General features: G+C 40.4%; 25 protein-coding genes. 16 read left to right on the forward strand and 9 right to left on the reverse strand.

Annotated elements, in window-relative coordinates; genetic code table 11:
• Positions 1–44 precede the first annotated feature (44 nt).
• The 4 genes from ACLCDV_RS04745 to ACLCDV_RS04760 are packed head-to-tail and all read left to right on the forward strand — an operon-like array spanning position 45 to position 6612.
• Positions 45–2798 carry a TonB-dependent receptor gene (locus ACLCDV_RS04745; protein WP_411973012.1) on the forward strand — a complete coding sequence of 918 codons (2754 nt, stop codon included), beginning with the start codon at positions 45–47 and terminating at the stop codon, positions 2796–2798.
• A gap of 23 nt (positions 2799–2821) precedes the next feature.
• Entirely contained in the window at positions 2822–4096 is a 1275-nt protein-coding gene (locus ACLCDV_RS04750; RefSeq protein ID WP_317668284.1) for a parallel beta-helix domain-containing protein, read from the forward strand.
• Positions 4097–4098: 2 nt separating this feature from the next.
• Complete coding sequence (locus ACLCDV_RS04755) at positions 4099–5178, forward strand: SO2930 family diheme c-type cytochrome (RefSeq protein WP_411973013.1); 1080 nt, start codon at positions 4099–4101, stop codon at positions 5176–5178.
• A 21-nt stretch (positions 5179–5199) separates the two neighbouring features.
• Complete coding sequence (locus ACLCDV_RS04760) at positions 5200–6612, forward strand: aldehyde dehydrogenase family protein (protein WP_411973014.1); 1413 nt, start codon at positions 5200–5202, stop codon at positions 6610–6612.
• A gap of 66 nt (positions 6613–6678) precedes the next feature.
• Here ACLCDV_RS04760 and ACLCDV_RS04765 read toward each other — a convergent pair whose 3' ends face one another.
• Positions 6679–7044: a response regulator gene (locus tag ACLCDV_RS04765; protein WP_317668281.1), complete on the reverse strand. Its 366-nt coding sequence runs from the start codon at positions 7042–7044 to the stop codon at positions 6679–6681.
• Between the two features lie 480 nt (positions 7045–7524).
• Between ACLCDV_RS04765 and ACLCDV_RS04770 the strand changes: the two genes are divergently transcribed.
• Positions 7525–10038, forward strand: coding sequence for a cation-translocating P-type ATPase (locus ACLCDV_RS04770; protein WP_411973015.1), 2514 nt, complete (start codon positions 7525–7527; stop codon positions 10036–10038).
• Positions 10039–10100: 62 nt separating this feature from the next.
• Here ACLCDV_RS04770 and ACLCDV_RS04775 read toward each other — a convergent pair whose 3' ends face one another.
• From ACLCDV_RS04775 to ACLCDV_RS04790, 4 genes are read right to left on the reverse strand one after another with little or no spacing between them, the layout of a single operon-like run.
• Positions 10101–11039, reverse strand: coding sequence for a glycerophosphodiester phosphodiesterase family protein (locus ACLCDV_RS04775; RefSeq protein WP_411973016.1), 939 nt, complete (start codon positions 11037–11039; stop codon positions 10101–10103).
• 3 nt (positions 11040–11042) lie between these two features.
• Positions 11043–11558, reverse strand: a complete 516-nt coding sequence (locus tag ACLCDV_RS04780; protein WP_088160356.1) for a shikimate kinase — start codon at positions 11556–11558, stop codon at positions 11043–11045.
• 5 nt (positions 11559–11563) lie between these two features.
• The gene (locus tag ACLCDV_RS04785; protein ID WP_411973017.1) at positions 11564–12751 is read right to left on the reverse strand and encodes a BT_3928 family protein; all 1188 of its coding nucleotides are present in this window, start codon (positions 12749–12751) and stop codon (positions 11564–11566) included.
• A 7-nt stretch (positions 12752–12758) separates the two neighbouring features.
• Positions 12759–13301, reverse strand: a complete 543-nt coding sequence (locus ACLCDV_RS04790) for a DUF1599 domain-containing protein (protein ID WP_088163452.1) — start codon at positions 13299–13301, stop codon at positions 12759–12761.
• Between the two features lie 306 nt (positions 13302–13607).
• Between ACLCDV_RS04790 and ACLCDV_RS04795 the strand changes: the two genes are divergently transcribed.
• The 4 genes from ACLCDV_RS04795 to cysM all read left to right on the forward strand — a co-directional run bounded on the left by ACLCDV_RS04795 (position 13608) and on the right by cysM (position 16575).
• Positions 13608–14405, forward strand: a complete 798-nt coding sequence (locus ACLCDV_RS04795) for a HipA family kinase (protein WP_182982878.1) — start codon at positions 13608–13610, stop codon at positions 14403–14405.
• Complete coding sequence (locus ACLCDV_RS04800) at positions 14383–14766, forward strand: DUF3037 domain-containing protein (RefSeq protein ID WP_317668278.1); 384 nt, start codon at positions 14383–14385, stop codon at positions 14764–14766. The genes ACLCDV_RS04795 and ACLCDV_RS04800 overlap by 23 nt, the downstream gene beginning before the upstream one ends.
• A 121-nt stretch (positions 14767–14887) precedes the next feature.
• Complete coding sequence (locus ACLCDV_RS04805) at positions 14888–15697, forward strand: serine O-acetyltransferase (protein WP_075991214.1); 810 nt, start codon at positions 14888–14890, stop codon at positions 15695–15697.
• 5 nt (positions 15698–15702) lie between these two features.
• On the forward strand, positions 15703–16575 hold the full coding sequence (cysM, locus tag ACLCDV_RS04810) for a cysteine synthase CysM (RefSeq protein ID WP_088160358.1): 873 nt from the start codon (positions 15703–15705) through the stop codon (positions 16573–16575).
• 76 nt (positions 16576–16651) lie between these two features.
• Here cysM and ACLCDV_RS04815 read toward each other — a convergent pair whose 3' ends face one another.
• Entirely contained in the window at positions 16652–17011 is a 360-nt protein-coding gene (locus tag ACLCDV_RS04815) for a VOC family protein (RefSeq protein ID WP_336835725.1), read from the reverse strand.
• 245 nt (positions 17012–17256) lie between these two features.
• On the opposite strand from ACLCDV_RS04815, the gene ACLCDV_RS04820 reads away from it, so the two are divergent.
• Positions 17257–18231, forward strand: coding sequence for a YeiH family protein (locus tag ACLCDV_RS04820; protein WP_411973018.1), 975 nt, complete (start codon positions 17257–17259; stop codon positions 18229–18231).
• On the opposite strand, the gene ACLCDV_RS04825 is transcribed toward ACLCDV_RS04820, so the two are convergent.
• The 3 genes from ACLCDV_RS04825 to ACLCDV_RS04835 all read right to left on the reverse strand — a co-directional run bounded on the left by ACLCDV_RS04825 (position 18228) and on the right by ACLCDV_RS04835 (position 19792).
• The gene (locus ACLCDV_RS04825; protein WP_088160361.1) at positions 18228–18692 is read right to left on the reverse strand and encodes a GNAT family N-acetyltransferase; all 465 of its coding nucleotides are present in this window, start codon (positions 18690–18692) and stop codon (positions 18228–18230) included. The genes ACLCDV_RS04820 and ACLCDV_RS04825 overlap by 4 nt on opposite strands.
• Before the next feature lie 40 nt (positions 18693–18732).
• Positions 18733–19191: a MaoC family dehydratase gene (locus ACLCDV_RS04830; RefSeq protein ID WP_411973019.1), complete on the reverse strand. Its 459-nt coding sequence runs from the start codon at positions 19189–19191 to the stop codon at positions 18733–18735.
• Positions 19192–19360: 169 nt separating this feature from the next.
• Complete coding sequence (locus ACLCDV_RS04835) at positions 19361–19792, reverse strand: SRPBCC domain-containing protein (protein ID WP_075991220.1); 432 nt, start codon at positions 19790–19792, stop codon at positions 19361–19363.
• Positions 19793–19970: 178 nt separating this feature from the next.
• On the opposite strand from ACLCDV_RS04835, the gene ACLCDV_RS04840 reads away from it, so the two are divergent.
• The 6 genes from ACLCDV_RS04840 (at position 19971) to ACLCDV_RS04865 (ending at position 23974) form a co-directional block, all read left to right on the forward strand.
• The gene (locus ACLCDV_RS04840; RefSeq protein ID WP_336835722.1) at positions 19971–20777 is read left to right on the forward strand and encodes an alpha/beta hydrolase; all 807 of its coding nucleotides are present in this window, start codon (positions 19971–19973) and stop codon (positions 20775–20777) included.
• A 146-nt stretch (positions 20778–20923) separates the two neighbouring features.
• On the forward strand, positions 20924–21328 hold the full coding sequence (locus tag ACLCDV_RS04845; protein WP_336835721.1) for a hypothetical protein: 405 nt from the start codon (positions 20924–20926) through the stop codon (positions 21326–21328).
• Between the two features lie 173 nt (positions 21329–21501).
• Positions 21502–22383, forward strand: a complete 882-nt coding sequence (locus ACLCDV_RS04850; protein ID WP_317668271.1) for a DUF3347 domain-containing protein — start codon at positions 21502–21504, stop codon at positions 22381–22383.
• 11 nt (positions 22384–22394) lie between these two features.
• Positions 22395–22826 (forward strand): hypothetical protein, encoded by a 432-nt coding sequence (locus ACLCDV_RS04855; protein ID WP_411973020.1) that lies wholly within the window; start codon positions 22395–22397, stop codon positions 22824–22826.
• A gap of 13 nt (positions 22827–22839) precedes the next feature.
• Positions 22840–23505, forward strand: a complete 666-nt coding sequence (locus ACLCDV_RS04860; protein ID WP_411973021.1) for a DUF3347 domain-containing protein — start codon at positions 22840–22842, stop codon at positions 23503–23505.
• A 4-nt stretch (positions 23506–23509) separates the two neighbouring features.
• The gene (locus ACLCDV_RS04865) at positions 23510–23974 is read left to right on the forward strand and encodes a DUF2231 domain-containing protein (protein WP_411973022.1); all 465 of its coding nucleotides are present in this window, start codon (positions 23510–23512) and stop codon (positions 23972–23974) included.
• The last annotated feature ends 1 nt before the right edge of the window (position 23975 follow it).

Consider the following 23975-nt stretch of genomic DNA (forward strand, 5'->3'; position numbering starts at 1 on the left):
AGGTGAAGCATTGAAGCGATAATAATACGCTAACCAATATAAACATGAAAAAAATTGCCTTATTAATCCAGATTCTCTGTATCTGTGTGCCATTTAGCTTGTCTGCACAACAGATCATCAATGGGCAGGTCAGCAATAGCTCGACATCCGAGCCCGCCTATGCAGTTTCGATCCAGTTAAAAAACGGAAAGGAAGGTACTTTCACGGATGATCGAGGGCGTTTTCAGCTGAAAACAAATAGACCACTACCCATTACACTGTATATTTCTGCTATCGGGTATGAATCGAAAGAAGTTTTGGTGAATAACCTGTCATCTCCATTGCATATTTCTTTGAATTTATCCCCCATTTTGGGACAGGAGGTTGTTGTTTCTGCAAGTAGAACCGTACAGAGTAAACTATCCGCGCCAGTAACAATTGAGCAAATGAGCAGCAAAGACATTCGTAATGCAGCACAATTAAATTACATGGATATGCTTCAAGGCTTGAGAGGAGTCGATGTTACCGTATCCAGTATTGGTTTTACCAGTGTTACAACGCGTGGGTTCAATACCAGTGGGAACACCAACTTTACTCAGATCGTAGACGGGATGGATAATCAGGCGCCTGGACTGAATTTCCCGCTCGGATCGGTCATCGGGCTGACCCAACTTGATGTCGATAATATAGAGGTGCTGTCTGGAGCATCTTCAGCCTTGTATGGGTCGAGGGGATTGAATGGTACGATGGTTGCCACAGGTAAAAATCCGTTTAAATATCAAGGATTAAGCGTGTTGGTGACTCAAGGTGTCAACCATATCAATCATAAAAAGAACAATGATCCTGTGCCTACTTCACCCTATTATGATTGGGCTATACGCTATGCAAAACAAATGGGGAATAAAATTGCTTTCAAGATCAATGGTCAGTATACACAGGCAAAAGATTGGGTAGCGAACGATGAAACCAACAAAAACGGTCCTGGGACAGCGCTTACAGATCCAAACTATAATGGGGTTAACCTGTATGGAGGAGCGACTTCGACAGATATTAATCCCTTTTTGGAAGGTGCACTTCAGGGAAATCCGGAATTGGCTCCCCTAATCGAGCCCCTACTGAAAAATCCAAATTATGTTGCCCGGACTGGATACCCGGAATATGGCTATCTCGATAATAGAGCCAAGCTCTTTAAAATCAATGGTGAATTCCGTTACAAGGTTTCCAACACTATTGAAGCCATAGCTTCAGCCACTTTTGGTACGGGTAATATTGTTTATACCAACGATACGCGTTATCAGCTGAAAGGATTTAAAGTAGGGCAATATCGGCTGGAGCTTCGTGGGGATAAATGGTTTTTCAGAACCTATACGACCCAAGAAAATTCGGGGAGGACACTGGTTGCAGGGCCGACAGCACAATATATCAATGAATCTTGGAAAACAAGCTACGATGGCGAGACAGGTGGTTGGTATCCTGAATATACTGCTGGTCTCTTAAATGCACTTGCTTCAGGTACTTCGCTCGCAGATGCTCATCTAGCGGCGCGCACGTTAGCCGATCAAGGGCGCGCCGAACTTGGAACACCGCTGTTCAATAGACTAAAAGATAGTATCAGCAATACACCCATATCGCAGGGTGGAACGCTGTTTTTGGACCGCAGCAAATTATACAATGCCGAAGCGCAATATAATTTCTCAGATCTTGTAAAATTTATGCAGGTGATTGCAGGTGTCAATTGGCGTTTGTACAATCTAAATTCAAAAAATACACTATTCCCGGATAAGGATAAGCCGATTCATGTAAAAGAGTACAGTGCTTACCTGCAACTCGCCAAAAAAGTATTTGACGATCGCCTTAATATTGCCACTTCATTCCGTTACGATAAGAATACGTTGTTTGCTCAACCAAAGTTAACTTCGCGTGCATCACTGGTGTTTGATCTGTTTCATCAGAACTACCTTCGCCTTTCTTATCAGAATGCGTATAGCTTCCCCTCTAATATACAAGCCTTACAAAATACTTTAAATGGCTACAATAGCTATTCCTCCGGCGGTTCATCGCTGTTGTTGATCGATAATTATCAATTTGATCGCTATCCGCCTTACACCTTGGAAAGCGTGCAGAAATTTCAGCAATCGAACGATCCAACCGTACTTCAGAAATTTAAATTTGATGATATTAAGCCGCAGTCGGTTAATGCTTTCGAACTGGGCTATGCAGCTATGTTGGGCAAGCGGGTGATGATCGATGTGTTGGGGTATTTTTCAACCTGGAAGAATTTTATTGGCTATGCCAATGTTGCCAATACTCCTGGAAGCGACGATTACAATGCTTTAAAAGATCATTCGACCTATGTTCAGTATAATATCGCTTTTAATGGCGGAGAGACCGTAAATACCTACGGATACGCCGCGAGTATTAGTTTGGATCTAGGCCGGAATTTTGTGACCAAGGCCAATTATTATTCTGACTACCTAAAAAATAAGAACAATAGTCAAATTAACAATTTCAATACACCACATTATCACTTTAATCTTGAATTCGCGAATAGTGGCTTTGGAAAAAAACAGGTTTGGTCTTTTAGTACTTCCTTACGTTATAAACCGGGGTACTATTATGTCGTGTCTGGAGGACTTGCCGCAGGTCAAGTGCCAAGCTCAGCGGTAATCGATGCGCAAGTGAGCTATAAATTTGTTAAGGCTCGATCCGGAATTCGTATTGGGGGAACCAATATCACAAACAAGTATTATTCTACAGGAATTGCTAATCCACGTATAGGGGCGGTGTATTATGTCACTTATGCTTATAATATTTTCTAATCAAAAATTAAACAAATCAGACCATGAAAAGATATTTAAAACAATTGATTGGTATTGCGGTTACAGCTTCCTTCCTGTACAGCTGTGCCGACCAATCGAAAGACAGTTACAAAGTCCTTACGTTTACTCCTGGACAAGAAGAGGCTATTGAAGAAGCTTTCCTTTCCATTAAAGATAGCACCAATATCGTGCTAAAAGCTGGAAAATACTCCTTCGATAATCTGAGTATTGCGCAAGTAAATCATATTAAGATTGAAGGCGAGGGCTATGATAAGACAATTATTGATTTTTCCAGTCAGACACAGGGAGGAGAGGGAATCCGGGTTACTGATGTGAAAGGTTTAGCGATTGGGAATATGACCATTCGTGATTCAAAAGGAGATCTATTGAAGATAAACAATAGCCAAGACGTTATCATCTCAAATCTTCATAGTATATGGAGCTCGGCCGATTCTACAAGTGGCGGATATGGGATTTATCCTGTGCTCTGTAAAAATGTGCTTGTTGAGAATTGTTATGCCGAAGGGGCTTCAGATGCAGGTATCTATGTAGGACAGACAAAGGGTGTCATTGTACGGAAATGCAAAGCGGCGAAAAATGTGGCTGGTTGTGAAATTGAAAATACAACAGATGCTGAAGTTTACGATAATGAATTTTATGGAAATACAGCCGGATTTCTGATTTTTGATCTGCCTGAACTTTCACAGCGCGGTGGAAGGGTAAAGGCATATCGCAATAAAATCTATGCTAATAATTTTAAAAATTTTGCCAAAGGTGGGAGTTTCGGAACTTTTTGGGGAGTAGGAAATGCATCACCGGGAAGTGGTATCATTATTCTTTCTACATCAAATATTGAAATTTACGATAATGTTATCGAACAAAATAACACGTCTGCGATTACGATCGCTTCAGGTTTTGCTGTCGATGAAAAAGCTGGAGAACGCATCAATGCAAATTACTCCCCCATACCCACACATGTTAAAATTTATAAAAATACCATTAAGATGGGGGATAAATTCCCGCAGGCAGCTTATGAGCATCGTATCGGTCAATTGATTATTGCTACCGAAGCCCAGTTAAATAGTGTTGAGCCGGATCGGAAAAATAAGCGGATTCCTGCCATATTGTATGACGGTATTACCAGTAATGTGATCACGAACGGTCATACTCAAAACCCGGATTCTATCTGTATCAATCAGCCTGGTGAGAATATGTTTGTAGCGGCAGATTTTAGTCACGCAGGTCAACCAACGATGTGGAAACCCTCAAGTAATGTACAACCTTTTCAATGCAAATAGCTGTGAAACCAACAAAATTTACCTTCGTCTGTACCGGAATATTGAGTGTGATCCTGCTTATGCTGCAACAGAGCTGTCGGCAGGGGCAAAATAAATCATCAGACCATGGGGTTGTATCTTTTGAATTTAAAGAACGATTGTCCGAATACGGCTTTTTTACTGGAAAAATAAATCAATTAGTAGCAAGAGCTGATATCTTGGGCTACGACCTAAGCACGCCTCTATTTTCTGATTATGCCGTTAAAGACCGCTTTATTGTCTTGCCAAAAGGAGGGAAAATAGGCTATACAGAACATGGTCCGTTAGATTTTCCCGACTCAACCATTATTATAAAGAATTTCTCATACATAAATGAAAAAAGGCAAAAAGTGTTGATAGAGACGCGCTTGCTGGTGAAGGATCCAGCTGATCATGCCTGGAAAGTGATGAATTATCTGTGGAATGATGGGCAGACCGATGCGATTAAACATATTCGTGGTGCTAAACTACCGATTACATTGATAGATAATGCGGGCAATAAGCATAGGACAAACTATATGGTACCCAACACCAACGATTGCAAGCGCTGTCATAACAATAGCTCCAAGCTGATGCCCATAGGTCCAAAGGCCCGAAACCTCAATTTTGTGCGATTAGGTGATTCGATCAACCAACTAGCCAAATGGCTTTCCCTTGGCCGGGTGTCCAATATGCCTGAGCTAAAGAAAGTACCGCAATTGCCTATATGGACCGATGAAAACAGATTCAGTTTGGAACAACGGGCAAGAGCCTATTTAGATGTGAACTGTGCGCATTGCCATACCAAAGGGGGAGACGCTTACAATACAGGGCTTTTCCTGGATTATGATGTGAAAATTCCTTCCCACCTTGGTATTGATAAAGCTCCTGTTTCAGCTGGAGGTGGAGCAGGTGGCTTGGATTTTGATGTAATTCCAGGAGATGCCAAGCATTCTATCCTGCTTTATCGGATGAACAGTGTGGAACCCGGTACAGCGATGCCGGAGTTGGCCAGAAGTATAATACATAAAGAAGGTGTGGATCTGATTCGCCAATGGATCGATAATATGCCATCAAAAAAATAGTAATATTGATCTTCAATTGGTATGAACAAAGAGAAGTTAACGGATCAGATAGGTTTAATATTTGAACAGCAGCAGCTTTTTAAATATGAATTACGGTCTAGCAGTGCAGAGGAACGTATAAAGAAACTTTACAAGTTAAGAGCGCTTATTGAGAGTCATGAAGATTTAATCTATGCGGCGCTCGAAAAAGATTTACGGAAGTCACGAAGTGAAGCCGCTATAAGCGAAGTATTATTTATTTACGGTGAAATAGCATTTGCAATACGACATTTACGAAAATGGATGAAGCCTAGACAGGTTGGCCGTTCGATAACCAATTTTCTTGCTAAGAGCACAATTACCTACCAGCCTAAAGGTACGGCACTCATTATATCGCCTTGGAACTACCCTTTTCAGCTCACAATGAGCCCATTGATTTCAGCTATTGCGGCAGGCAATTGTGTGATTTTAAAGCCCTCAGAACATAGTCCATTCACGTCTGCAGTTATTGGCGAGATTTTGACCAAAGGATTTGACCAACGGGAAGTGGCCTGTATTGAAGGTGAACAGCGTGTTTCCGAGGCACTATTGGCGCTTCCCTTTGATCATATATTCTTCACCGGGAGTCCGGCGGTAGGTAAACTGGTTATGCAGGCTGCCTCCCGTAATCTCAGTTCTGTAACTTTGGAGCTTGGTGGAAAATCGCCCGTTATATTAGATGCGACTGCAGATATGGAGATGACTGCCCATAAAGTTGCTTGGGGAAAATTAATCAATGCAGGGCAAACCTGCATTGCGCCAGATTATGTTCTTTTGCCTAAAGATAAGCAGGATGAATTTGTAAACTATTATCTAAAGGCGGTTAAACGTATGTTTTTCACCGAGGATAGACAGCTGGATGGAACAGTTTACGCGAAGATCATTAACGAAAAGCACGCTAATCGTCTTGTTTCATTAATCGCCAAGGCAACAGCATGCGGAGCAAAACTACTTGAAGGGGGACTGTTGGCCAATGACCTGACATTAAGTCCGGCATTGTTGATCGATGTAAAGGCTGACAATCCAATTATGCAGGAAGAAATATTTGGTCCCATACTTCCCGTAGTAACCTATGAAGAGCAAGAAGAGGCGCTAGCACTCATTAATCGTGCTGAAAAACCTTTAGCTTTGTATGTATTTAGCAATAACAAATCTAATATTCAATATATCCTCAAACAGGTATCCTCTGGAGGGGCTTGTGTGAATGATGTTTTGATTCACGTTTCCAATCCGCATTTGCCTTTTGGTGGTGTCAATGGCAGTGGCATGGGCAGTTGTCATGGGCAGTTTGGCTTTAAGGCATTTTCACATGAAAGGGCTGTCATGTTTCAATCTAAATTTTCAGTTTCTACGTTGATTTATCCACCCTATGCTAAAAAGAGCAAAGTTTTTAAATTATTGAAGAAATGGATTTAGTCAATAAAGACAGTGTTTCAATAAAGACAGCTACACGTCCTTTCGTATAGGCTATCCCTGAAAGATTTAGTTGCGATTATTGATCGTCAGTCGTTTGACCCGCAACAGGAGCTCTTCCGGACTAAACGGCTTCACCATAAAATCTGACGCACCAAGATCAAAAGCTTCAATGACGACTTCCTCTTGTCCCATGTTGGAAAGTACAATAACGGGAATTTTTTTCTCGAGTTTTTTTATGGAAGTAAGGACTTCTATCCCCGAAGCAAATGGCATCATAATATCGGTAATGATCAGATCGAGATCCATTGTATTGAGCTTTTCAATTGCATCTTTTCCATTGGTGGTAGTGATAACCTCGTGACCTGCCTTGATCAGTTTGTATTGAACTGTCCGTAATATCAACTCATTATCTTCTGCAATTAAGATGACCATCTTATTTTTATTATTAATATACTACTATAAAGACCATAACAAGTTTAGATGCTATTCCATATCTAACGATAGGTACAGAAATATTTTACAATATGTTTAGTTTTCAGCTTCTGTTTTACATGATCTGAAAACATAGGTAGCAAAGAAGGACTTCAATCGCAAGAAGCTGTCTTGGCATTATTGGAAAAATGATCGTAAAATTGCTTTTGGCTAATATGAAATTCAAAGTCCCAAATGAATTTCTGCGCAAATATAGGATTGTAATAGAAATATTCAATAGAAGAAAAGTATTAGCAGGTAAATTTTATGCTAATATATTGTTTATAAGTTATGTAGCCTTTCTTTTTTGCAAAAAATAAAAACTGCAAATAAGAGATTGTAACATGATGTTACGTGCGAAGGAGATGATCGTTGACAGATGATTTTAACTCCTGAATACAAGAATTATTCATTATATTTAGGTAACCTAGTTCATTCGATATGTCATATAATATTCCCGATAATCTGAAAGGTCTTTCCGCTGCTGAGGTTAATGCCTCTCGCGCTAAATATGGTTGGAATCAATTGAGCGATAATCACAAGAATACCTGGTTTGAACTGCTTGTGGATATTTTGAAGGAGCCTATGCTGATTCTGTTGATTATCATCTCGATGATTTATGTTTTTGTGGGGAATTACGGAGAGGCTGTATTTATGTTTGTCGCTATTGTTGCTGTTACGGCAATTTCTTTTTATCAGGATAATCGTAGCAAAAAAGCGCTGGAGGAATTGGAAAAGCTGAATGAACCATTAAGCACCGTGATTCGAGATGGGAAGGTCAGTGAAATTCCAACACATGAGATTGTTGTGGGGGATCTCTGTATTACTGAGGAAGGTCGAATTATAAACGCTGATGGTCGTATTCTACATAGTAACGATTTTTCTGTCAATGAATCTTCGTTGACGGGGGAGAGTTTTTCCGTCTTTAAGGACAGTAAATCTGAAGATAATCTGGTCTACGGCGGGACGGTTACGGTCTCAGGCCTGGCTGTGTTTGAAGTAACTGAAATCGGTAAAGAGACCCGTGTTGGAAAAATAGGTGAATCGATAAAAAATATCAAGGAAGAAATTTCACCATTGCAGGTGCAAATCCAAAAGTTTGTAAAAGCAATGGCCATTGTCGGTATCCTAATTTTTTTAATCGTATGTGTATACAGTTTTATTGACAGTGGTAATTTAGTGGCGAGCTTGCTCAATGGACTTACTTTGGCCATGTCTGTATTGCCGGAAGAGATTCCTGTTGCGTTTACGACTTTTATGGCGCTTGGCGCATGGAAACTCATGCGGGAAGGGATTATAATCAAAAGAAGCAGTATTGTTGAAACTTTGGGTAGTACAACGGTGATTTGCACAGATAAGACCGGGACCATTACAGAGAATTCCATGCAATTGAAATACCTCTATAATTATGCTACGGATTCATCTTATGATCAGGAAAGGTTTGATGAGTCCGATTTAAGAGAGCTTATCGAATATGCGATGTGGAGCAGCGAGCCTGTGCCTTTTGACCCAATGGAAATTACGTTGCATAAAATATATGAAAAAACGCAAAATCAGGACCTCAGAAAGGAATATGCATTATTTCATGAATATCCTTTAGATGGTAAACCGCCGATGATGACCCATCTTTTCGAAAATACAGGAAAGGATCGGATTATTGCTGCCAAAGGGGCACCGGAGGCTATACTTAGCGTATCGAAGCTGCCCGATAGTGAGAAAGATAAAATTAGGGCTATTGTTAAATCCTATGGAGAGCAGGGCTTTCGTCTATTGGGTGTGGGGAAAGCGAAATTCGAAGGCAATAATTTCCCCGCGAAGCAACAGGATTTTGAGTTCCAATTTTTAGGGTTGACCGTATTTTATGATCCTCCTAAAAAAGGTATTCAGGAAGTATTTCAAGATATTTATGATGCCGGGATTAAAGTCAAAGTAATTACTGGCGACAATGCCGATACGACTAAAGCAATAGCGGCTCAGGCCGGAATTCGTATTTTGACTCCGCCGATCAATGGCAGTGAAATCGTAAATAGATCCGAGGCTGAAATTATGGCGATAGCGGAGCAAACAACTTTATTTACCAGAATGTTTCCGGATGCTAAATTAGCCGTTGTAAATGCCCTTAAAAAGAAAGGCGAGGTTGTGGCGATGCTTGGTGATGGAGTAAATGATGGTCCAGCCTTAAAAGCAGCCCACATTGGCGTTGCTATGGGCAATAAAGGTACTGAAATAGCAAAATCAGCCGCGGCATTGATTATCACAAATGACGATCTACAAAAGTTAATCATTGGTATAGCGGCCGGAAGAAGGATTTACGCAAACATCAAGAAGGCGGTTCAATACATCATTTCTATTCATATCCCCATTATTTTGACCGTATCACTACCTTTGTTTTTAGGCTGGGTATTTCCGCAGATTTTTAGCCCTGTGCATGTGATCTTCCTCGAATTGGTCATGGGGCCCACCTGCTCGATCGTATATGAAAATGAACCTATTGAAAAGGATACGATGAAGCGACCTCCTAGAGCTATGAGCGACACTTTTTTAAGTATAGATGAGCTCGGAATAAGCATTGTTCAAGGTCTGATAATCACTATAGGGATTCTATTTGTTTATCAGTTTACTGTTCAGCAGGGGGGAACTGAGGAAAAAACGAGGGCTATGGTTTTCACTACTTTAATCTTTGCCAATATTTTGTTGAGTTATGCCAACCGATCTTTTCACTATAGTATCCTTGAAAGTTTTAAAAACCGAAACTTGCTGCTCGTGGGTATTTCGATCGCTGTACTTCTATTTTTAGCCGTGATATTATATGTTGCTCCGGTCGCCCAATTTTTTGCTGTAGCAGCCCTGAGCGGATATGAATTGGGGATAGCGCTCTCCGTGGCTGCAGCATCCGTGTTATGGTTTGAGGTCTATAAATTGATCGGGAGAATTGTACGTGCTAAAAAAGTTTGAAGGGACTAGATGGAGATAATCCAAGCATTAAACGAATAGAATTAGGCACAGGTCCAGGAATCTTACTGAATAAATTTCGAAGTAATTCCTCTTTTCTTGATGTAGAAATTCAGCGCTCGCCCTGTCTCTGTAGGTCGATCTGTACTTAATATATCTGCACCGCGATCAATAAATCCGGCATAAACTTGAAAGCCTTTTTTGTCGGCCTGTCTGTCTAAGTTTCCCAGTGTACCCAATATGCACATGATTCCATGGTCATGTAGTACTTTGGTCAATGCTGGGTCTGCTTCACGGGTTCCGACGAAGGCTAACAAGCGATTGTCGGGGATATCTTTTTCATTTAGACGAGCAAGGTCATCCAGATTATTGACTGAGGCCGAAATCATGATGTCGCTAGCCAGACTGTGCACTTTGGCAGCCTGGTTGGCACTATACGTGATGATGACTACGCTAGATTCTGCCCTTTGTTTACGAATAGCATTGATAACGGCTTCATAAGGGACATCATTTTTAATGTCTAAGGTGAAGATTACCTTTCCTTTTCCCCAAGAAAGTGCTTCTTCTAGCGTGGGGATCCTATAGGGCGTTATCTTTTTGTTATTGTCCAATAGACGAAGCTTTTTGAGTTCAGTCAAACTGCTGGAGTTCACAGGCCCTCTGCCGGTGGTTGTTCGGTTTAGCGTATTGTCATGCATTAATATCAGCGCTGAGTCTTTACTGATGCGAACATCACATTCAACAAGGACTGGCTGCAAGCTCGCGTTATAGGAAAACGTTTCGATTGCATTCTCGGGGTATCCAGATGCGGGGCCACCACGATGCAAACTGACCAATGGATAACGATTATCGTCATAGGTCAAAAACTGATATAATTCCTCCACATTTTGGAGCTGTATACGTTTACCCACTGGCAAGCCATCCGTATTGGCTCCGTTACGAAAGCAACTGCTTACGATAAAGCAGATCAATAAAAGGAAGTAGTGGCGTATACGTATATTCATTGTCTATCTATTGTGCTGATTAATCAGATCGGCTAGTGCCTCGACACTGGTATTTAATTGGTCGATTGTCAGATGCGCCTGCGTATAATAAGGTTCTCTTTCGATCAACTTCTCTTCGATAAATAGCCGTAGTTCCTCAGGTGATTTCCCGATTAGAATGGGCCTTTTGTGTAGTTTAGATTGAGAAAGACGGTCAAAAAGTGCTTTGGGTGACATCTGTAAATAGACGGCATATCCATTCGCCCTGATCCATTCCATGTTGTCAAAGAAACAGGGGGCACCACCACCGGTAGATATGACAGCAGCATTCTCAGAAAATTTACGCAATTGCTCGCGTTCTAATGCCCGGAATGCGTCTTCACCATGTTGACTAAAATATTCGGTAATGCTCATGCCAATTTGTTTTACGATCTCCTCATCTGTGTCGATAAAAGGGAGTTCGAGTTTAGTGGCAAGTTTCTTACCCAGGGTAGTTTTTCCACTTCCCATATAACCAATCAAAAATATAGGTTTAGGCATAGGTACTATTTGTCTTTACTTAGAAATTTATCTTCAATGGTTTTGGCATCCGGAAAGTTATTATAGTGCCATTTTCCGACGACGTTACCTCCTTTTAGGAGCAATACACCAGGATTTGCCCTGACCATGCTTTTTAGAGGAATGAGATCGGCATAGAATATCTCCGCAATTAATTGCATTTTATCGCTCAGATATTGGGCATCTTTGGATGCCGAAGCAGTCAATAGCACAACCCGAAGCCCATTATAATCTTTTGTTAATTGGATGGCTGTCTGATTGATCTTTTGGATAGCATCAATATTGGCCGAAGAAAGATCCTTTGCAACGATAACAAGATTGTAATACGGATTAGCAATGATTTCTTGCGTATGGTCTGCTCCGTCGGCATCCGTAATCAATAGATCAGGAATAGGAATATCATATCCCTTTTTGACCAATTTACTCTCGGGTTCACCTATAATTTCCCACGATTCATCTTCCCATAGCTTGTCAGCCATATAGACCTTGTCATTGACCTTTTTTGTTTCACCCGTCTTTTTGTTTTTCATGGTATAGATTTGCTCAAACAAATCGCCTTGTTTGCCTTCAGGAAGCACCATTAATGAAGGTAAGTTGTTACCAACTTTGTAGGGTAAGAAATCAATAAACGGGAGGTAGTTTACGGTATAGATACCAATACCTAAAGAGATAATCGCTGTAATCACAGTAGCAACGAATTGATTGCCTGATCCTTTGATAATTGATCGTAATTGCTTTCGGTTAAAAAATATAATAAGGATCAACGCCAAGAGCACCAGATCTTTAGAAAATGATTGCCAAGGTGTAAGTGGGATGGCATCCCCAAAACAGCCACAAGAGGTCACAACCTCAAAAAATGCCGAATAGAAGGTTAGAAAAGTGAAAAATAGAATCAGTAGAAGCAGGCCCCAGGCAACGGTATTCGCATAGACCCCCAGTAATAACAATGCTCCTAACAAAATTTCAAAACCACAGATTACCACAGCGATGGCAATAGCGTATTCATTAAAAGCTGTGAGATGAAAGACCTCAAAGTATTCCTGAAGCTTATAGCCAAACCCTGTCGGGTCATTTGCTTTAATAAAACCTGAGAATATGAAAAGAAGTCCCGTAAAAATCCGGCAAAATCCTAAAAGATAATTTGTTTTGGTACGCTGCTGCTGTATAGCTGTCATAATCCGATTATTGTTGTGCGATTCCTAATTTAATTAATGCAAAAACTGCGTAATTGAGCATATCCTGATAGTTGGCATGGATGCCTTCAGAGACCAGGGTTTGTCCATCGTTATCCTCAATTTGTTTGACGCGATGTATTTTCATTAAGATCAGATCTGTCATGGAAGAAACACGCATATCGCGCCATGCCTCACCGTAATCGTGGTTTTTGGCAAGCATGAGATCTCTGGTCTCGGTAACCTTTTCTGTATATTTCTGATTCACAAAGGTTGGATCCAAATTTTCTTCACCATCTTCACCCAAATCAATCTGAATCATGGCCATGACACAGTAATTGATAATACCGATATATTCGTCAACAATTCCTTCACCCACTTTGGAAACCTTTTTGATTTCTAGCGTGCGTATACGTTGTGCTTTAATGTAAATCTGATCCGTAATGGAAGATAGGCGCATGATCCGCCATGCCGTTCCATAATCTTTTGTTTTTTTAATAAATAAATCCTGACAATGTTTGATAACACTGTTATATTCCTGAATGGTATCCATATCGTTGATTGAAGAAACTTGATGAGACAAGTTGTGATTACACTACAAATATAATTAGAAAATAATACTTCCAACGGTCAAATGAATGTACAATTTGTGCTTTATTGCTAAAATTTAAACAATAATTTTGGATATTACCACAATTAAAAGTTCGCAGGGGCTAGGGGGCAACAGCATCGTGCAAGTGCATGGCGTGAATTTCTCGTTTCCTATATCCCCAAACGTTTAAATATGGGTAACTTTAGATAAGTTTGATCAGTTTGCAAGGTGTCTTGCCAACTTTGAAGATAGTAAAACTATAAATTCATGGATTTTCAACAACCTGTTATTAGAGAAGTAGAGATCATCCGATATGTTCAGCCATTTCGGGAAGGAGGGTCTTTACCCGCATTAGTCGATGCCGATGACGGCTTTAGTTATGTTATAAAATTTAGAGGGGCAGGTCAGGGACGAAAAGCATTGATCGCGGAATTGATCGGGGGAGAGCTGGCAAGATTGCTCAAATTAAGAGTGCCCGAAATTGTATTTGCGGAGTTGGACGAATCCTTTGGCCGTACAGAACCCGATGAAGAAATTCAGGATCTGCTCAAATTTAGTGTGGGCAAAAACCTGGGACTTCATTTTCTGAGTGGAGCCATCACATTTGACGCGAATGTCGATGCTATCGGCGCGGAAGAAGCATCGAAAATTGTTTGGTTGGATTCACTCTTGATGAATGTAGACCGTACCGTGCGGAATACAAATATGCTGATATGGCATAAAGAACTTTGGTTGATAGACCACGGTGCTTCTTTATATTTTCATCACAGTTGGGATAATTGGGAAGAACAATCCCTAAAACCATTTGTTCAGATTAAAGATCACGTACTGCTCAAAAATGCAAGTATGGTGGAGAAAATAGATCAGGAATACCGTTCCGTTTTTACGGAGGCGGTATTTCGCGGAATATTGGCGGTGGTACCCGATGAATGGCTGGAAGATGCCGAACGTGAGCTCTCTGCAGCCGATGCGCGCGAAGTGTATGTTTCTTTCCTGAAACGGCGTGTAGCCAATTCATCCATTTTTGTAAAACAAATAGAAGATGCCAGAAAAGACCGTATATGAGTATGCTGTGGTACGTTTGATACCACGGGTGGAGCGAGAGGAATTTATCAATGTAGGCGTAGCTCTTTATTGTCGTAAGTATCGTTTTGCGAAGATGGTTTATCTTGTCAATGAACAGAAGGTACGGTTGCTGTGTCCGGATATCGAATTGGAATTGATCGAAAATCATCTTTCATCTTTCCAACGAATCTGCCACGGCGAAAAAGATGCCGGCAAACTTGCTGCGCTGGATATCACCGAACGCTTTCGATGGTTGACCGCGAAGCGGAGTACCCTGATTCAATGTTCGGCATCACATCCCGGATTATGTGAAGACCCCGAAGCAACATTGAAGGAGCTGTTTGAGCGTCTGGTTCTGTAAATTAAAAGATGTGCTTCCTTGATCAGGGGACAATACGTGATGGTCAAAGGGGCTAAGTTTTGATAATAAGGCTTAATCTATCAATATTGTATAGTATATTTGTTGTAATAAACTAGTGAAGATGCATGATTTTTATCAACATATCTATGAACAGCAACTTGCTGTTCTAGAAATGCCTTCTAACAAGAAGATCTGCGGCTGGGCTATCCGAATTGTGGATGTGCTCTTCCCCGAACGAAATTCTAGCGAGATGAAATCGGTCGATGATGTGAAGCTCGCTTTTGAACAATTTGAATTAGAACTGGAGCAGCTCCTGAGCAAATCCAAAGCTTGTCAAAGTTGTAATCATTCGGAAGTAGCGCACAAATTTTTTGAACGGATTCCACAGCTTTATGAATTGATGTGCTGGGATGCGGATGCCTTGATGGATGGGGATCCGGCAGCACAGAATAAAAGAGAAGTCGTACGTACTTATCCCGGTTTCTTTGCCATCTGTATCTTCCGGATGGCCAATGAACTGCATCGCTTGGGTGTTCCTTTGATACCGCGCATATTGACGGAACATGCCCATTCCAAAACAGGTATTGATATCCATCCCGGAGCAACGATAGGCCATCATCTGCATATTGATCATGGCACCGGATTAGTCATCGGTGAAACCTGCACCATTGGTAATTACGTGAAGCTTTATCAGGGTGTAACCTTGGGCGCACTGAGTGTTGATAAGGTGTTTTCCAATGTAAAACGCCACCCGACAATCGGTGATCATGTCATTATCTATTCGGGGGCCACAATCCTCGGTGGTGAAACACACATCGGCCATCATTCGGTCATTGGCGGGAATGTTTGGTTGACAAGTTCTGTAGAGCCTTACACCACCGTATATCATCAGGCCACATCAAAATTTATAGATTCGAAACCAATAATATAGATACCATGGGAAATATCATAGATACCATAGGAAATACGCCTTTAGTCGAGATAACACAATTTCATACAAATCCCAAGGTGCGGATATTTGCGAAAATGGAGGGGAATAATCCTGCTGGTTCAGTGAAAGATCGTGCGGCACTAAATATGATCCGCTCGGCGATGGAACGCGGTGACATTACAAAAGATAGCAAATTGATTGAGGCAACGAGTGGAAATACCGGAATCGCACTGGCTATGATTGCAGGTATATATGGACTTAACCTTGAGCTTGTGATGCCGGCTTCATCAACACGGGAGCGAACACTTACGATGGAGGCTTATGGTGCTAAAGTTACCTTATTGGAATCCATGGAAATATGCCGCGATTATGCAGAAGAAAAGGCCGAAAAAGAAGGTTATTTTATATTGAATCAATTTGCAAATCCGGATAATTACGAAGCGCATATCAAGACAACGGGACCTGAGATCTGGCGTGATACAGACGGAAAGATTACACATTTTGTAAGCGCTATGGGCACTACAGGTACAATTATGGGAAACTCCATCTATCTGAAGGAGAAAAATGCAGCTATTCAGATTGTAGGTTGCCAGCCTACTCCGGAATCCTCGATACCAGGTATACGGCGTTGGCCCGAAGCGTATCTGCCCAAGATTTTTGATCCGAGCAGGGTAGATCGTGTCATCGATATATCCCAACAGGAAGCAACAGAGTTTGCGCGCGAGCTTGTCAAGCGCGAAGGTGTTTTTGCCGGAATGAGTACCGGCGGAGCTTTTGCCGGAGCACTTAAAATTGCAAATGAAATCGAAGCAGGCCTTATTGTCTTTATTGCCTGTGACCGAGGTGATCGTTATTTGAGTTCAGACCTTTTCGGCTAAGTACCCATACAAAAAATACCAAGCCCACTACGGATCTTCGCTGAGTTTTAGCAATCTTTAGTGGGCTTTTCGATGTCTAAGCATCGGCGCCAAAAGTTAGTAGATTACTGTCGGGATCTAAAATCGAAAACTCACGCTGACCCCAAGGCTTCATCTCAAGTTTACCATTCGGATGAATCTCAACGTTATTTTCTTGAAAAGATTGATACAGACAATCAATATCGTCTGTGCGTATATAAATCATACCATAATTTTCTTCGGGTGGAAGTTCTTGGAATTCAAAAAAATGAATTTCAATATGGTCCTTTTTTAGCATCAGGTAACCGTCGTAATCGACTGGTCCACATAATGAAAATCCAAGTTTATGTAGATAAAAATCCTTTGTGATGGTTTTGCTGCGCATAGGCAGTTTGGGATGAACGGCTGTCAGTTTCATCGGAATATAATTATTAAGTTGAGTTTAATCCAAATGTTTAGTAACCCATTTGAAATATAATCATTTATCGCAATATTTTAACGTTCTACCAATGAGGATTATTTCATTTTTATAACGTATTCTTTAGCTATTTTGACTAAAATGTAGTTGTTTATTATAACTAATTGTTATGACTTATTTATAATTGTGTCTTTTAAAATAATTGAGAGTTATTCAATTTTGTGCCAAATCAATGTATCATTGTCATGGACAAAAAAATAAATACGACAATTCGTTATAAGCAGCTGCTCAATCGAAAGATCTCCGTTCGGGAAATCATTTTTATCCTCTTATTTGTATTATGTCTTACCCCATTTGTTTCAGCCCCGCTTGCCTTACTTTTGGGTATTATTGTGGCACAATGGATCGGTCATCCCTTTTTGGCAGTCAATCACAGGGCAACACAGATTTTGTTACAGATTTCTGTCGTTGGACTTGGCTTTGGAATGAATATCGATACGGCTATCCAAACGGGTAAGCAAGGGTTTGTGTTAACCGTTATTTCTATTCTCGGAACATTATCGTTGGGCTATCTATTGGGTAGATTGCTCAAGTTGGAAAAGATAACCGCTTATTTGATTTCTGTCGGCACTGCCATTTGTGGTGGAAGTGCTATTGCGGCGGTTTCACCGACTATAAAAGCCAATGAGAAGCAAGTAAGTGTGGCGCTAGGGACCATATTTGTACTGAATGCCATTGCTTTATTTGTATTTCCTGTTGTCGGTCATTTGCTTGATCTCAGCCAGACGCAATTTGGCTTATGGTGTGCGGTTGCTATACAGGATACCAGTTCTGTCGTTGGTGCAGCAAGTAAGTATGGTAATGAAGCACTACAGGTCGCGACAACCGTAAAATTAACTAGAGCTTTATGGATTATTCCGATCGCCTGTTTAAGTGCTGTAGCATTCAAGACCAAAGGGACGAGCATTAAAATACCATATTTTATTGGTCTATTTGTATTGGCGGTTATCTTAACAAGTTATATCCCTTTTTTTCGGCATATAGGAGGCTATGTCGTTCCTATTTCAAAGATGGGGCTTACCTTAACTTTGTTTTTAATTGGAGCAAGTTTGTCTAGGGAGGTTTTGTTGGCAGTAGGTTTTAAAGCAATACTACAAGGAGTAGTACTGTGGTTGGGATTATCAATACCGGTACTTGTCTATATTTATTTTTGTCTTTAGGCATTTAACGTATACTTCAGCATAATCATATCTTTCAACAGTTGACCATTTTCATAAATAGGCAGCTCATAATTTTCGATGAAAAAATCTTTACGGATAGCGTATTTAACAAAGCCATTTCGTTCATAAAAACGAATTTGAGCCAGACCACAATCTGCGGTACCCACAATCAGGTTAGGGTATTGCTGGTAGTTCTCCTTGATAAAATCAAGTAGTTGACTTCCGAGGCCCATGCCTTGAAACTCTGGTGATACGGCGATGTTTTTAATTTCTAATGTTTCCGTATTGACCGGATATAAACAGAAAACAGCGATAGGTTTTACCATTTCATAGACAACATAAACCATCGATTCGTAGAGGTATTTGTCGATTGCATGAATGGTTTCGTCTGCTAAAAGCAACAAATCATAAGGATAATCCTTATGATTTGTAATAAGTTTTATTTGAAAGCTATTGCGCATGTATAAGAATTCGCTAATGGCCTATAGTCTAATGTTGGAATTAATTGAAATGATATAAAAAGATAACATCACCCATGTAAGCCGGTTTACCACTGTCTTTAATTTTCAATGTAGCTTCAATGGTAACTTTAACAACCCCTCTCAAATTGACCACCGATTTTACTTGTGTATGTAGCTGTACAGCATTGTCAACCAAAACGGGTTGTGCAAAACGTAGGTTTTCAATCCCATAATTGATTTCCATTTTGACATTTCTTACTTCAGCAATTTGTTTCCATAAATAAGGAATGAGGGACAAGGTCAGATAGCCATGGGCAATAGTTGATTTGAAAGGACTATCCGTTTTGGCCTTTTCGCTATCTAAATGAATCCATTGGTGGTCAAGTGTTGCATCCGCAAATTGATTAATTTGTTTTTGATCAATAACATGCCATTGGGATTCGCCTAATGATTTTCCTTCAAAGGCTTTGTACTCTTCATAATTGTTAATTATTGTCATATGTAATCTTTTTATCGCGTTTTGTTGGTATCGTTCCCTGCTTTTAATGGAGAAGGGAAGATGAATTAGTGGCTAAATATAACTATACTTTTAAGAATCCTAAGCATATCCTTTATTTAAAAGATGATCGCATGAAAAGACAAGCTAAGTTCGTTCGTCATTCATTCGATTACCCGAGTTGTGTTGTTGCATAGGTGTTTTCAACGTAGGACCTGAAATTTTCGAGTATGGCCTGCCATCCATTACGCTGCATATCAATTGGATTTTCCGTTTCTGCATCAAAAATTATCGTGATATCTGTAGCAGACTTTTTTGCATTGAAGTTGACTTCTACATGACGGCCATCTGGCATAACGTAGGCTATTTTTTTAAAGGGTTCAAGTGCGGTATAGCTGCCTTCAAAATCAAAGCCCATAGATCCGTCTTTTGCCTCCATGCGGTTTTTGAACTTTCCGCCAATGCGTAAATCATTGATTGAACTTGTACAGTGCCAATCGTCTGAAGCATGGTTCCATTGCATGATATCCTCGGCTGAGTTATATGCATTCCAGATCGTTTCTACGCGTACGTTGATATGGGTTTCAATCTTTATCTGTTCCATATAATGTATGATGTTTTCTAAGTTAATAACAGGAAAATTTGGGTTTTGTTATATCTGTTGTCAGATAATTATCAATATATAATAAAAAGTGTAAAGTTGAAACTTATTTTGGTGCAACCAAATGGTTTTGATTGAGTTTTGTTAACTTTAAGCTATTTAACACTTTAATACGATTTATATGTCCTCCAAATTGCTTTTTATCTTCTTTTTTCTGTTTTCACCGAGTTTAATTTTTGCGCAGCAATATAAAACGACAACCGATGTTGCCTATTGTAAACCTGATGAACCAGATTCTTATAAGAAAGAACGTTGTAAATTGGATATCTATATCCCGACTGATCGTAAAAATTTTGCTACCATTGTATGGTTTCATGGCGGTGGACTAGAGGAGGGAAATAAATTTATTCCACTTGAACTTAAAGAGAAAGGTGTAGCGGTTGTAGCGGTAAATTATCGGCTAAGCCCCAAAGCGAAATCGCCGAGCTATATTGAAGATGCTGCTGAGGCTGTTGCATGGACATTTTCACATATTGCCAGCTATGGTGGAGATCCCTCAAAAATTTATGTGTCGGGGCATTCTGCAGGCGGATACCTGGCTTTAATGGTTGGTTTGGATAAGCATTACCTTCAAAAATTTGGTGTTGATGCAAATAATATAAAAGGGCTGGCGCCGATTAGTGGGCAAACAAATACGCATTATACAATTAAAAAGGAACGTGGTCAATCTATGGTGATCCCTCAGATTGATCAGTTTGCACCACTTTCTTTTGCACGGAAGGATGCACCGCCAATTCTCCTGATCACTGGCGATCAACAATTGGAAATGGCCGCACGGTTTGAGGAAAACGCACATTTGGCGGCGATCTTAAAACAGGTTGGACATACCAAAACCTCGTTGTACCAACTGCAGGGTTTTGATCATGGAGGAGTGTATGCACCCGGCTGTCTGTTGATGCTTAACTGGATCAAAGGACTCGAAAAATAGTTTTTATGTGGTCAGGCCGAGAATCGGAAATACAGCAAATCAAAATATTATAAACAAAATAGGAAATATTACAATTGTACATTCGTAAATTCTACCGAAATTCACCTCCAAAGTAGCACATCTCTACTTATCAAATTTAATCCGTTATGTGGGCAAAACGCAATATCGTATTTATAATCTGTATGCTGGGGCTTTTTTTAGCACCCCATAGGTTATTTGCCTGCCACGAATCGTCCGAAAAGCCAAAACAGGAAGAAAAATCATGTTGTCTTGATGAAAGACAACATGTAAAAGACGTCGGAACAGAAGATTGTTGTAAAGATGAAAGAGCTGAATCGCCAAAATCAGATCACCATGGGGATGACTGTGGTAAACATTGTAGCGAAAAATCATGCCGTACCTCCCTGCAATGTAATCCTATTGTTTCAGTAATCGAAGCTCAGCTTATTTTACCCTTGCATGCTGATGCATTAAACGCTTATGCGCGTTATAAACAACCTTATTGCGCAGATGCCTATTTTTCCATTTGGCAACCTCCTCAGATCGCTTAAAGTTAGACTGATAGCCCATGCTATGTCTTTTTGGATCGGTTTCTCTATCCAAAACCCCGTTTATTTAGCTTATGAAAATCCCTTTGAATCTATCGGATTCAATACGCAGTTACAGTAAATCGCTGTAGAAGGGTTTTTCGTCAGTATTCTTTTATATACTACATATCATAATCATGAGATTAATTTCATTACTTGGTTTGGTAATCCCAGTATTACTATCCACCCAACATACACATGCACAAATTAAAAATGCAAAGACAGCGACTGTAAAGGTTTTTGGAAATACACCGGCTGTTAAAACGATCATTGAAAAAGAAGGTAAGGACGGACAATTTGCTAAAGTTGACTGGAATCAGACAACCAAGCTAGCGGTTGTTACCTACGACTCTTCAAAAACAAGCGCGGATGAAGTCCTTAAGCGTATTGCATTGGCGGGGTTCGACAATGAAAAATTTCTGGCTCCAGATGATGCTTATATTCAATTGGCAAAAGCTGAACAATATGAACGAATCTTAAAACCCGCATTAAAAAATGGTACTGAACATCAGGTCGATCATACGAATCATAGCCAGGGCGTACATACAATAATTCAACCTTCGGCGAATACAAAATCAGCCGATGAAAAGACCGCGTTTGCGCTGTTGACAAATCCTTATTTTGCGCTAAAGGATGCTTTGGTGAAGACAGATGCGGTGGCAGCTGCAGCTCAGGCAGAGGCATTTCAAGCAGCAATCAAAGCTGTCGATATGAATAAACTTAGCCATGATGAACACACGGTATGGATGAAGGTTATGGGTAAGCTGGCAACTGATGCGGCAGGTATAACTAAAAATAAAGATGTGGCTAGGCAACGTGTGGCTTTTGCATCTCTTTCAAATACGTTGTATGAACTTCTGAAGGTGAGTAAAGTGGATGGACCTATTTATTATCAGCATTGCCCCATGTTTAATGAAGGCAAGGGAGCGCATTGGTTAAGTAAGGAGAATGCCGTGAAAAACCCATTCTTTGGTGCACAAATGATCAGTTGTGGAAGTACAGTAGAAACGTTAAACTAATCGGCTACGTTATGAATTATTTCCTAGCTATCCTATCGGTTGTTGTGTTGTCTTTAACGGCCTGTGGTGGTTCACAAACGAATGCCCAAGCTGAAGATCGAATAGTTTTGACTGATCCTGCTATCAATTTGCCCGTACAGTCCGTTCAATACAAGGTAGGCGATCTTGTGCCTACAGCACAAGTTTGTATGGTGAATGATGCTTTTATGGGGAAAAAACAATTGCTGGTCAGACACGAGGGGAAGGATTATTATGGCTGCTGTGAAATGTGTAAAAAGCGTATACCCCAAGAAGCTGCGGTACGTGTAGCCATTGATCCTTTTTCAAAAAAAGAAGTGGATAAGGCGACGGCTTCCATCGCAATTACCGGTGATCAGGGTGAAGTTTCCTATTTTGAAAACGAAGCAAACTATCGAAATTACATTAAAAATTTAAACCTCTAAATACACTTATATTATGAAAAAGTTTATGCCAATTGTGGCGACAGCTTTGATATTCGTTGCATGCAACAATTCAAGATCGAAAAAAACACATGCAGATCATATGGTCGCTGTTGCCGAGGATACCGCGACGATTGCTGTAGACAATGGTAAAGGCGATACCGCTTTGACTAAAGAAGAGGCGGCCGGCGTAAGTAATACGGCTGCAAAAATAGAATCATCCACTGAGAAAGTTAATCTAAAAACAGCTAGCAATCCTTTTGCAGGCTTATACAGTGCCTATTTCGAACTGAAAGATGCATTGGTTAAGGATAATGGAGCGGCTGCACAGGCAACTGCGAAAGGAATCCAGGCCGCCATTGAAAAAGTTAATAGCGAACAATTGGATGCTGTTCAAGGAAAGCTTTGGAAGGAATATCAACGAAAATTGGCTTTCGATACAGAACATATCGCTGGAATTAAGGAAAATGAACATCAGCGGGAGCACTTTGTGACCCTTTCCAAAAATATGTATGTGTTGATGAAATCTGTCAAACCTGAAGTTACGGTCTATTATCAACACTGTCCTATGTATCGTGATGGAAAAGGAGCCAATTGGTTGAGCACACAAAAGAAAATTGAAAATCCTTATCTAGGTCAATCAATGCCCACCTGTGGATCTATCGTAGAAACAATACAATAAAACAATGAAAAGCTTATTCGAAGGACTGCCCAGTTTACATCCGCTATTGGTGCATTTTCCGATTGTACTCTTGTTGATGGCGTTGATTAGTCATATTGGTGCCTTATTGTTAAAAAAACATCGACGTCCTTTCACTGTGCTGACTTTTGGATTGTTGTTATTGGGAACACTTGGAGCGCTTGCTGCAATTCAGACCGCAATCCATATTTCAGGCGATGCCGATGAAGGTGCCTTTGCGGTTTTTGAGATCCACCAACGTTTTGACTGGATCAGCTTTTGGCTTGCAAGTAGTACAACAGTCCTGCATTTTGTTAGTTTGCGGAAAGATACAGGTGCCTGGATAAACTATTTGATATTGATTTTGTTGATAAGTTTATCGGTGACACTATTTATCACAGGACATCACGGGGCTAGACTGGTCTATCAATATGGCGTAGGGCCGATGGGAAATGGAATACTAATCAATTAAA

It is taken from the genome of Sphingobacterium sp. Lzh-3 (assembly GCF_046764375.1).
Taxonomy (GTDB): Bacteria; Bacteroidota; Bacteroidia; order Sphingobacteriales; family Sphingobacteriaceae; genus Sphingobacterium.

Excerpts from the sequence above, each read along its gene's own strand:
- ACLCDV_RS04745 (WP_411973012.1), top strand. The coding sequence starts at position 45 with ATGAAAAAAATTGCCTTATTAATCCAGATTCTCTGTATCTGTGTGCCA.
- ACLCDV_RS04750 (WP_317668284.1), top strand. The coding sequence starts at position 2,822 with ATGAAAAGATATTTAAAACAATTGATTGGTATTGCGGTTACAGCTTCC.
- ACLCDV_RS04760 (WP_411973014.1), top strand. The coding sequence starts at position 5,200 with ATGAACAAAGAGAAGTTAACGGATCAGATAGGTTTAATATTTGAACAG.
- ACLCDV_RS04765 (WP_317668281.1), bottom strand. The coding sequence starts at position 7,044 with ATGGTCATCTTAATTGCAGAAGATAATGAGTTGATATTACGGACAGTT.
- ACLCDV_RS04770 (WP_411973015.1), top strand. The coding sequence starts at position 7,525 with ATGTCATATAATATTCCCGATAATCTGAAAGGTCTTTCCGCTGCTGAG.
- ACLCDV_RS04775 (WP_411973016.1), bottom strand. The coding sequence starts at position 11,039 with ATGAATATACGTATACGCCACTACTTCCTTTTATTGATCTGCTTTATC.
- ACLCDV_RS04780 (WP_088160356.1), bottom strand. The coding sequence starts at position 11,558 with ATGCCTAAACCTATATTTTTGATTGGTTATATGGGAAGTGGAAAAACT.
- ACLCDV_RS04785 (WP_411973017.1), bottom strand. The coding sequence starts at position 12,751 with ATGACAGCTATACAGCAGCAGCGTACCAAAACAAATTATCTTTTAGGA.
- ACLCDV_RS04790 (WP_088163452.1), bottom strand. The coding sequence starts at position 13,301 with ATGGATACCATTCAGGAATATAACAGTGTTATCAAACATTGTCAGGAT.
- ACLCDV_RS04795 (WP_182982878.1), top strand. The coding sequence starts at position 13,608 with ATGGATTTTCAACAACCTGTTATTAGAGAAGTAGAGATCATCCGATAT.
- ACLCDV_RS04800 (WP_317668278.1), top strand. The coding sequence starts at position 14,383 with ATGCCAGAAAAGACCGTATATGAGTATGCTGTGGTACGTTTGATACCA.
- ACLCDV_RS04805 (WP_075991214.1), top strand. The coding sequence starts at position 14,888 with ATGCATGATTTTTATCAACATATCTATGAACAGCAACTTGCTGTTCTA.
- cysM (WP_088160358.1), top strand. The coding sequence starts at position 15,703 with ATGGGAAATATCATAGATACCATAGGAAATACGCCTTTAGTCGAGATA.
- ACLCDV_RS04815 (WP_336835725.1), bottom strand. The coding sequence starts at position 17,011 with ATGAAACTGACAGCCGTTCATCCCAAACTGCCTATGCGCAGCAAAACC.
- ACLCDV_RS04820 (WP_411973018.1), top strand. The coding sequence starts at position 17,257 with ATGGACAAAAAAATAAATACGACAATTCGTTATAAGCAGCTGCTCAAT.
- ACLCDV_RS04825 (WP_088160361.1), bottom strand. The coding sequence starts at position 18,692 with ATGCGCAATAGCTTTCAAATAAAACTTATTACAAATCATAAGGATTAT.
- ACLCDV_RS04830 (WP_411973019.1), bottom strand. The coding sequence starts at position 19,191 with ATGACAATAATTAACAATTATGAAGAGTACAAAGCCTTTGAAGGAAAA.
- ACLCDV_RS04835 (WP_075991220.1), bottom strand. The coding sequence starts at position 19,792 with ATGGAACAGATAAAGATTGAAACCCATATCAACGTACGCGTAGAAACG.
- ACLCDV_RS04840 (WP_336835722.1), top strand. The coding sequence starts at position 19,971 with ATGTCCTCCAAATTGCTTTTTATCTTCTTTTTTCTGTTTTCACCGAGT.
- ACLCDV_RS04845 (WP_336835721.1), top strand. The coding sequence starts at position 20,924 with ATGTGGGCAAAACGCAATATCGTATTTATAATCTGTATGCTGGGGCTT.
- ACLCDV_RS04850 (WP_317668271.1), top strand. The coding sequence starts at position 21,502 with ATGAGATTAATTTCATTACTTGGTTTGGTAATCCCAGTATTACTATCC.
- ACLCDV_RS04855 (WP_411973020.1), top strand. The coding sequence starts at position 22,395 with ATGAATTATTTCCTAGCTATCCTATCGGTTGTTGTGTTGTCTTTAACG.
- ACLCDV_RS04860 (WP_411973021.1), top strand. The coding sequence starts at position 22,840 with ATGAAAAAGTTTATGCCAATTGTGGCGACAGCTTTGATATTCGTTGCA.
- ACLCDV_RS04865 (WP_411973022.1), top strand. The coding sequence starts at position 23,510 with ATGAAAAGCTTATTCGAAGGACTGCCCAGTTTACATCCGCTATTGGTG.